Source organism: Mycobacterium sp. E802, assembly GCF_001666875.1.
Lineage (GTDB): Bacteria > Actinomycetota > Actinomycetes > Mycobacteriales > Mycobacteriaceae > Mycobacterium.
This window is the reverse complement of record NZ_LZJD01000192.1, coordinates 1-8547: the sequence shown is the minus strand read 5'-3', so window position 1 is coordinate 8547 and position 8547 is coordinate 1. Positions and strand designations below refer to the sequence as shown.

General features: G+C 65.9%; 7 protein-coding genes and 3 pseudogenes. 5 read left to right on the top strand and 5 right to left on the bottom strand.

Going from position 1 to position 8547, the window contains the following annotated elements; genetic code table 11:
• Positions 1-275 (top strand): annotated as a pseudogene (locus tag A5699_RS29720) (oligopeptide transporter, OPT family); the annotation flags it as partial.
• 314 nt (positions 276-589) lie between these two features.
• A pseudogene (locus tag A5699_RS27775) lies at positions 590-1144 on the top strand (metallophosphatase); the annotation flags it as partial.
• Here the strand turns inward: A5699_RS27775 and A5699_RS27770 are convergent.
• Positions 1087-2052, bottom strand: a complete 966-nt coding sequence (locus tag A5699_RS27770) for a mechanosensitive ion channel family protein (protein ID WP_067777037.1) — start codon at positions 2050-2052, stop codon at positions 1087-1089. The pseudogene A5699_RS27775 and the gene A5699_RS27770 overlap by 58 nt on opposite strands.
• Before the next feature lie 111 nt (positions 2053-2163).
• Positions 2164-2823 (bottom strand): NUDIX domain-containing protein, encoded by a 660-nt coding sequence (locus A5699_RS27765; RefSeq protein WP_067777033.1) that lies wholly within the window; start codon positions 2821-2823, stop codon positions 2164-2166.
• A 66-nt stretch (positions 2824-2889) separates the two neighbouring features.
• Here A5699_RS27765 and A5699_RS27760 point away from each other — a divergent pair, with 66 nt between their 5' ends.
• Together A5699_RS27760 and A5699_RS27755 are read left to right on the top strand one after the other, a co-directional pair.
• Positions 2890-4293: an ADP-ribosylglycohydrolase family protein gene (locus A5699_RS27760; RefSeq protein WP_067777030.1), complete on the top strand. Its 1404-nt coding sequence runs from the start codon at positions 2890-2892 to the stop codon at positions 4291-4293.
• Between the two features lie 152 nt (positions 4294-4445).
• Entirely contained in the window at positions 4446-5150 is a 705-nt protein-coding gene (locus A5699_RS27755) for an endonuclease/exonuclease/phosphatase family protein (RefSeq protein WP_067777027.1), read from the top strand.
• 6 nt (positions 5151-5156) lie between these two features.
• Here the strand turns inward: A5699_RS27755 and A5699_RS30105 are convergent, their stop codons facing one another.
• Positions 5157-6014 carry a hypothetical protein gene (locus A5699_RS30105; protein ID WP_067777025.1) on the bottom strand — a complete coding sequence of 286 codons (858 nt, stop codon included), beginning with the start codon at positions 6012-6014 and terminating at the stop codon, positions 5157-5159.
• A gap of 333 nt (positions 6015-6347) precedes the next feature.
• Positions 6348-6695, bottom strand: a complete 348-nt coding sequence (locus A5699_RS27745) for a LuxR C-terminal-related transcriptional regulator (protein ID WP_231965864.1) — start codon at positions 6693-6695, stop codon at positions 6348-6350.
• Positions 6696-6942: 247 nt separating this feature from the next.
• Between A5699_RS27745 and A5699_RS27740 the strand changes: the two genes are divergently transcribed.
• Entirely contained in the window at positions 6943-8022 is a 1080-nt protein-coding gene (locus tag A5699_RS27740) for an HNH endonuclease (protein ID WP_067777021.1), read from the top strand.
• 17 nt (positions 8023-8039) lie between these two features.
• On the opposite strand, the pseudogene A5699_RS27735 reads toward A5699_RS27740, so the two are convergent.
• Positions 8040-8547, bottom strand: a pseudogene (locus A5699_RS27735) (hypothetical protein); the annotation flags it as partial.

Here is an 8547-nt window from a genome sequence, read left to right as displayed (position 1 = left end):
CCGACCGCAGCGGCTCCGAGGCCGGTGTCGAGCGCAAGAAGCGGCTCGGGGTGCTGCTGGCCACCGGCCTGATCGTCGGCGAGAGCCTCTACGGCGTCATCTTCGCCGGGTTCGTCGCCGGCACCGGCAGCGACGACCCCTTCGCTCTCATCAGCGGGAACGACGGCAACCTGGCCGAGGTCCTTGGCGTGGTGGGCTTTGCGGCGGTGCTGCTGTGGCTGTACGGCCGCATTCGGCGGGTCGCCGGGCGGGCAGCTGGTGACCCCGCGGAATAGTCGGTCTTCAACCGGGTCATCAAGGCCGCGGATTCCGGTCAATATCGAGCAGTAGGCCGCGGCGTTGATGCATCGCTCAGCGGGGTACGACCGTGATGGCGCACTGCGGTCCGTTGGCCCCGGACAACCGCGAATCCGCCGTCACCAGTGCGCAGTCCAGGTTTTCCGCAAGAGCCACATACATTGCGGCGTGAGCCGTCACGGCGGCGCGAAGTTCCCACACCCGTTCCAGAAGCGGGGCCGCGGCATAGCGAATCAGCCCGACTCTTTTCCAGACATCCAGCGCGCGACTGGCTTGCCCTGGCGTGAGCAGAATTGTCGAGACGCATTGCGGCACACGCACTCCGTTCGGCGAAATGGAGCACCTCGTGGCCGCCAGCACCAAGAGCGATCCGCTGTACCGGGCGGTCGAGACACTGCTCAAGGGCCCAGAGATCAGCCTCGTCGAACATGACCAACCGGAATACCACGACAAGGACGGTCACTCCCGCGGCAGCGCGCAGATCGTGATGCGGTGGTGGAACAGCGAGGCCCGCACTCTGCGCGATCTTGCCTTGATCGAAGGCAATTTCACCACCGCGGCCGGTGAGCCCTCTCCCCCACTGCCCGAGCTTGAGCTCTCGCACGGCGACCAGGCCTACGTCTATCCGCCGGGGGTGCCGGTGTTTTACGGCCACTACTGGCGGCAGGGGCCGCCCAAACATCGACACGACTGGACCGATTACACCGCGTGCGTCGATTTCAGCGCAGTCAAGGGCGGGGCGTTGACCGCCTACCGGTGGTCAGGTGAAAAGCAGATCCGCCCCGACCACTACGCCTCGGTGTCGTCGCGACCGCCGACGAGCGCGGCTATCCGCCCCTGCGGATAAGGCAGGTCGATGTCGTTCTCGTCGTAAGCGCGCACGATCTCACCGCGCAGTTTGCGTTGCACCGACCATTGCGCGTTGGGCCGTGTCTTCACCGTCATTCGCAAGGTGACCAGGTCCGGCGAGAGATCCTGCACACCAAGCATTTCCGGCTTGCCCAGGACCTTGTCAGCCATCGCCGGATCGGCGATGACCTCGTTGGCGGCATCGACAGCCACCTTTTCGGCGCGGTCCAGGTCGGCGGTCAGAGCTACCGGAACTTCGACTCGGGCCACGGCGTAGTCCTGGCTCATGTTGCCCACGCGGGCGATCTCGCCGTTGCGCACGTACCACAGGGTGCCGTCGATGTCGCGGATCGTGGTGATCCGCAGCCCGACGCTCTGCACCTCGCCGATCACATCGCCGACGTCGACGTTATCCCCCACGCCGTACTGGTCCTCCAAGAGCATGAACACGCCGGTGACGAAGTCGCGCACCAGGTTCTGCGCGCCGAAGCCGATGGCCAGACCGACCACACCGGCCGAGGCGATGAACGGGGCGATGTTGACGCTGAGCGCGCTGAGGATGGCCAGCACCATCCAGATCAGCAGCACGATCGAGACGGTCGATTTGAGGACCGAGCCGATAGTCTGCGCGCGTTGTTGGCGACGTTCGGCGGCTTGGAGGCCGCTGGTCGTGGCCGACGCGCGGTCACGCAGGTAGCGCAGCAGCGGAGGCTTTCGAGCCTGCCCCTCCACTTCGCCGCTACGGGACTTGGCGCGCCTGCCGGTGGTCGCGCGGTCGATCATGCGGTGCAGCACGTACCGCACGATCAACGCGACGACGATGTACGCCACGACCCGGATGGGAACCTCGATGAGCCAATGGCGATTGGTATCCGTCCATTCGAAAGCCAAGTTGGATACATCCATGCACTCGACCGTACGGGGTAACGCGCGTCTGCGTCGAGCCTGCTCAGAGGCCTAAAGCGCTGGCCTGCGCATCGTTTTGCGAATGGTGAATTCGGGTAACAACACCTGGACTCAGCTGCTTGTGCGCCGGCGGAACAATTCGGCGGGCCGTCCCCGGCCGCGTGCCGAGAAGTCTCCGGTGGCCTCCAGTTGGTCCTGCATCGTGCGCCGGAAGGTGTCGCGCTGCAATTCGTGGCCGGCGACGGCTTCGTGGATCAGGCGTAGGTCGCGCAGGGTGAAGGTGTCGCCCAGCAGGCGGTCCGGGTCCGGCGCCGTCGCATAGTGGGCGCGAACGTCGGTGACGGCAAGCTCGATGATGTCGGGGTGGTCGTAGATCAACCGTCCGGGCGCCGTCACCGGCATCAAGCGAGTGGTGGCCGCGAAGCGCGTCGCCAGGCGTTCGGCAGGGACGACGGCGAGGTGCGCGACGGACAGCACCCGGCCCCGATCGTCGCGATCGAGGGCGTCGAACACGTGCAGTTGGCGTGGGTGCAGCCCGCGGATGTTTGCCTTGTCGGCCAGTGACCGCTTCACCGCGTCGGCGAGCACCTCCCCCTCGTGCAGGAACGTCCCCGGCAACGCCCAGCCGCTGGCTTGAAGCCGACGGACCTGCAGCACCACCAGCGCGCCGTCGGGGTCGACCGTCAGCACCGCGGTATCGACGGCCACCGACGGGTGCGGGTAATCGTCCAGCCGGCGGTGACTGGTGTCCCGATACGGATTCTTGTCCATGTCAGTGCCCCAGCGTACAGTCTGATCTCAATTAGCGCAGACTTGCGCAAAATAAGGAGGATCCCGATGGCATCACTGCATGACCGCATCGAGGGCGTACTTCTGGGCACCGCCGCCGGCGACGCCCTAGGCGCGCCCTACGAGTTCGAGCCGGCACGCGGGCCGGAACTGCCGGTCGAGATGGCCGGTGGCGGACCGTGGGCACCGGGCGAGTGGACCGATGACACCGCGATGGCGATCGCCATCGCCGAAGTCGCCGCGACCGGGGCTGATCTGCGCGACGCTTCCGCCCAGGATGCGATCGTGGCGCGGTGGCATGAATGGTCTTTGAGCGCAAAGGATGTGGGGATCCAGACGCGGTCGGTGTTACGTACCGCAGCGCGTGACGGAGCCCCGTCTGCCGCTGGGGCTCGCGCCGCGTCGCACGCGCTGCACGAGCAGACCGGCCGCACCGCCGGCAACGGGTCGCTGATGCGGACCGCACCGGTCGCGCTGGCCTACCTCGACGACGAGGACGCCATGGTCGAGGCCGCCCGGGCGATCAGCGAGCTCACCCACTTCGATCCCGACGCCGCCGACGCGACCGTGTTGTGGTGCTGCGCGATTAGGCATGCGGTGTTGACGACAGAACTCGACGCTCGAATCGGCTTGGGCCATCTGGACTCTGACCGTCGCGCGGTGTGGTCACAGCGATTGGACGAGGCTGAGGCGGCCCGGCCGGCGGACTTCGCGAACAACGGCTGGGTGGTCGCGGCGTTGCAGGCGGCGTGGTCGGCGATCGTCATGACGGCAGGCGAGGGGCGTGGTCCGGGGCATCTGCGGCGCGGGCTCGACGCGGCGGTGCGGTGCGGCAATGACACCGATACCGTGGCCGCGATCGCCGGCGGGCTGCTCGGGGCAGCGTATGGAGCGTCGGCCGTGCCGCTGCAATGGCGGACGCTGCTGCACGGGTGGCCCGGTCTGCGGGCCCGCGGGCTGGTCGGGTTGGCGGCGGCCGTGCACGCCAAAGAGCCGGTATCCGATCCGGACTATTCGTGGTCGGCCGCAGATGTTCTCGCGGTCCATCCCCATGACCCACAGGTGCTGCTCGGCACCGTGAGTGCGTTGCGTCGGTTACCGGCCGAGGTGTCGGCGGTGGTGTCCCTGTGCCGGATGCCGGACGGCCAGGTGCCCGACGGCATGCCGCATGTCGAGGTGCGGCTGATCGACAAGGTCGCATTCGATGAGAATCCGCATCTGGATCATGTGCTGATGGATGCGGTAAGCATGGTGGAAGAGCTTCGCGCGCAGGGGCATACCGTGCTGCTGCACTGCGTGGAGTCCTACAGTCGCACGCCCACGGTGGCCGCGCTCTATGGTTCGCGCCGGCGGGGCATCGCGACCGAGGACGCATTGCGTGATGTGCTGACGGCGCTGCCGGACGCCAACCCGAACCCGGTGTTTCGGGAGGCGCTGCGAAGGTTGGGGTGACACGGCCGCACTTGAACTGCCGTAGCCGAGCCGCCGTCACCGCACCCTCGGATCACCCGGCGCGATATCCATGGGCTCGGCACTTGTCGGTGCCGTCGTCCATACTGTCCGGCTCGCTGGAGATTCCACGTCGAGCGAGAGGACATTTCCCGATGACGCTGCGAATCGCCACGCTGAACATCCGCCACGGTGGCCGGAAATTCGGTGACGCACTCACCGCCCGACTGCTTGGCTACGACGCCGATCTTCTGGTGGTGACGGAGTTCCGGGACAACGACACCGGCGCCCGGCTCATCTCGCAGTTGGAGGACGCCGGCTATGAGACCACGCACCCGAAGGTGCTGCCGACGCAGAACACGGTGCTCATCGCCTCCCGCACGCCGATTGACCGGGCGTCGACGTTCACCAGGGATCTACCGGCTCACCATTTGTGGTGCGCCGAGTTCGCCGGCGTCATCGTCTGCGGCGTCTACCTGCCGCAGGCCCACGCGAAACTTCCCTACTGGGAGGCATTGATCGACCGCGCTCGTCGCAGCGGCGTCGATCTGCTCATCGGCGACTTCAACACGGGCAACAACGATCTCGACAAAGAACCCAAAGGCACGAAGTTCATCGGACCGGAGATGCCCGGCCGTTTGATCGCGACTGGTTACACCGACGTGTGGCGGTCCTTGCACCCGGACGCCCGTGAATACTCGTGGTTCAGCCGGCCAGGAGGCAATGGGTTTCGTCTCGACTACGTATATGCCACACCTGGATTCGCTGAGCGGGTCAGTACGTGTGAATTCGACCACGCGCCGCGGCTTGCCGGGGAGACGGATCACTCCGGGTTGGTCGTGACGTTGACTGATGGGTAGTGCGCTTTACCGCCATTCGTTGTCACACACTGTGCAAAGCCACTTCTGCTCAGTGGGACAGCATCCACCGGCGTGCAACCACGGTCCCCACGCCTCGATGTTGGCGGGCATGCCGTACTGGATCATCTGGGTACGCTGCCCACCACAGCGTGGGCACTCAGGATGCTGGGCGAACTTGAAGTCGATGAAGGAGCGAAAGTTTCCGTCGCGCATCCGGTCTCGGCAGCGTAGGCAGAGGATCGCCGGCCAGTCGCGCGCAGCTGATCGGATCGCCGCCCGGAACGGACCGCGCACGCGGGAACTGCCCGGCGTCCTGATCGGCGATCCCGGGTCGGGACGCGGCAGCGGATCAGCGGTATGAACGTGTATCCGATCGCGGGCCTCGAGTCCGGTCAGGTCGATCTCCGTGCCACAGCCTTGGCAGTCGCCGGTGAAGCGCAACAGATTACGAGCGGCAGCGACGGATGAATGGCCCCAGCGATAGTAGGGGTCGCCGTATACCGGACTCTCGTGCAGCGTCAGGATCACTCGTTCAGCAGCATCATCGTCGAGGCGCCAGTTGGCGAACGGTTCGGCCCCAAGATCGAGCATCATCGCCAGCGTGGTCAGGTCCACAAGCTCGGCGTTGTCCGGATCGAGCATCGCTCCGCCCAGGCCGCCTTCATGATCGATGCGAGCGAGCACCGTCAACACTGAGACCGGGTCGGTGCCCAGCAGCACGATGGCATAGTCACCGGGCCGGGTCTCCCCGAAGGCGTACCGCCACGGTTGGTAGGCCGAATTCGGCTCCAACAGCGTGATGACACCGGCCTTCCAGTCGGATGCTTCGAGGATGTGGAGACGGTGGTGGATCGTTTGCGACATACGTCAATTATCCCAGGTAGGTATGACATTTCACCGTGCACGATCTTCGCTGAGCAACGGGCCGCGGGCGTTCGCTGGGCGAGCGGAGATACCTGATCCCAAGACATCACATGCGTCACAACAGCACCGGAAACCATCAAGACAGTCGATCTCGGAATGCGATATCACGGGTGATACCACGGTCGCCCTGAGGGATGGCCAGCACTCATCCCCAGACTTCACCGCCCGGTCCGAGCCGGGTCGGCCAGCGTCGACGTGCATCGAGTCGTCGGCCAATCCTGAACTCAAGAATCACCGCGGCGGAGGTCGCTGACCGTTTCCGCGAAGCCAGGTTTACAGGTCATCGACACTGATGTAGCCGTCCTGGATTGCCCGAGCGAGCAGTGCGGCCTTGCTCCGCGCCGGGCGTCCCGCCCGCTCATACTTCTCACGGATCCGTTGCACGTAGGTCCGCACGGTGCTGTCGGCGAGAAACAACGTCTCTCCCACCGCGGCCTTGGTGTCCGCCTTCAGCCAGGCAATTAAGATCTCCTGCTCGCGCGATGAAAGGTCGACGCGCTCACCCCGCTCGGCTGACGGATTGACGGCGTGCGTCGGCAGTGGCTTCAGCGCGGGCATCCGTCCCGCAACATCGCAGACGCAACGGGTCTCAGTGGGGAACGTCTCCATCTGGATGGTCATCGGACACTCTCCGTGTGTTGGTCGGAATGCCCGCGTTGCGCGAGCCGACCAGAATGACAGAGGCCACCGACAAGTCGATTCCACCGAGCAGCCACGGCGTCGGGTGCCGCCGAAGCCGAGGCGCGTTGGCTGTTCGATCGAGCTCCTGAGCGTTTTCGAAGGCATAGCCGGGCTCAGAATGTGATATCACCGGCGATACCAGGTGCCATGCCACCACCGAGACGCCGCGCCGTGGTAACAAAGTCGTGTGCCCGAGGCCATCGATCCCCTGCTGCTGGGCCAGCGCGTGGTGGCGATCCTGGAAACCGGCGTGCGGGTGGCGACGTACAAACTGGCTACCCTCATGGCGCTGATCGACCACTGCATCGAGAACCTGCCGGAGCATCCGTCGGATCCGCTGCCGGTGCCCATCCCCGATCTTGCCCACCGGGTGTTGGAGCTGTATTGGCGCCAGGTGCGCCCCTTCAACGGGCACGATCTTCGGCAGTCCACCGGTGAACGTGAACGAATCCCTCGCGCCGTCAGGGCATTACGGTCGGCTACGGCCGGCTCGTCACTGAGTGCCGCGATGGCGAAGGCGCCGGAGGTCTATCAGGCGTCCATCGATGAGATCGGCCTGTGCCTGGCGCAACAACCGTTGTACCGGCTGCAGCGGCTGCCGGGTGCCGACACCAATGAGCCGTTTCTCTACGACGACAGCTTCCTGCACTCCAACGTCTCCCGCCGCACGCTGCGCGCCCACGCGGACGCGATCGAACTGATGCCCGGGGTCGCGACCGGCCTGGCGCGCCTCGCCGGCCTGCTCAAGCCCGCCCTGGAGATCATGTGGGTCGATGATGTGCGGCGGATGAACAAGTTCCTCACCGCCGAGGTGCCCGACGTCGCCGGCCACTTGTTCGGCCGCGACCGCACCGCGCTGGCCGCCGTGCGGGAGCCGTTCAAGGAGGCCTTCACCCCACACTGCTTCTACTGCAAGGCGCACCTGCCGGCGGACAACCCGATCGACCATGTGCTGCCCTGGTCTCTGGTCGGTATTGACGGCCTGGCCAACCTGGTGCTGGCGTGCACGCGGTGCAACACCGACAAGCGGCACGCGCTGCCGGCGGTCGAGATCGTCACGAAGGTGCTGGGCCGCGATCAGGCGGTACTGGGTCAGATCGCCGACGAGATCCGTTGGCCCACTGAGTACAACCGGGTGGTCGCGGCAGCGCGTGGCATTTATGCCAGCCAACCGCCGGGGATTGCGACGTGGTCGGGGTACAGGTCGAGTGTGCGGCTGGATGTCGCGTTCGTGCCGGAGTGGACCCGGGGAACGACGGCCCTCTAGCGGTGTTCTCGGTGCACCTACGCAGCTCCCCCGTCACGCGCTTGTTCAATCTGGTTCTTGATATCCCGGTACGCCTGCACGCGGGCCATGACCGCGTCCACTGCCGAATCCTGCTGCGTGGCTTCAGGGGTGGCCTCGATGCCGTAGAGCATCGCGCTGAGCTTCGCGTGCAGCTCGGCGCGCTGCTCGGCAACCCGTGCGTCCTCACGTTCGGTCCGGAGCGACTTGTCGATCAGCTGTGCTTCCTTTGCGCACTTGCCGATGAGCTCGACCCGTTCCGTCGCCGCCAGCTCCAGGTTGGCCGCGGTTTTCTTGGCCTCCGCGAGGATCTTGCGATCGTCGGCGCTGGGTTTGTCCAGTGCCGACAGCTTTTCGATGACGCCCCGCAGCGCGTGCGCCTTCTCGAAGTTGTCGGTGATCCCTTTGATGTCGGCGCTGAAGTCGACGTCGCCCAACCAGCCGGCGCGGGCGGCTTCGGATACAGCCACCTGCTTGACGGCGCTGAGCGCGGACTCGACCAGCGCG

What these genes read in the sequence shown, in the direction of transcription:
- A5699_RS27770 (WP_067777037.1), bottom strand. Translation starts at nt 2,052, where the DNA reads ATGGATGTATCCAACTTGGCTTTCGAATGGACGGATACCAATCGCCAT.
- A5699_RS27765 (WP_067777033.1), bottom strand. Translation starts at nt 2,823, where the DNA reads ATGGACAAGAATCCGTATCGGGACACCAGTCACCGCCGGCTGGACGAT.
- A5699_RS27760 (WP_067777030.1), top strand. Translation starts at nt 2,890, where the DNA reads ATGGCATCACTGCATGACCGCATCGAGGGCGTACTTCTGGGCACCGCC.
- A5699_RS27755 (WP_067777027.1), top strand. Translation starts at nt 4,446, where the DNA reads ATGACGCTGCGAATCGCCACGCTGAACATCCGCCACGGTGGCCGGAAA.
- A5699_RS30105 (WP_067777025.1), bottom strand. Translation starts at nt 6,014, where the DNA reads ATGTCGCAAACGATCCACCACCGTCTCCACATCCTCGAAGCATCCGAC.
- A5699_RS27745 (WP_231965864.1), bottom strand. Translation starts at nt 6,695, where the DNA reads ATGACCATCCAGATGGAGACGTTCCCCACTGAGACCCGTTGCGTCTGC.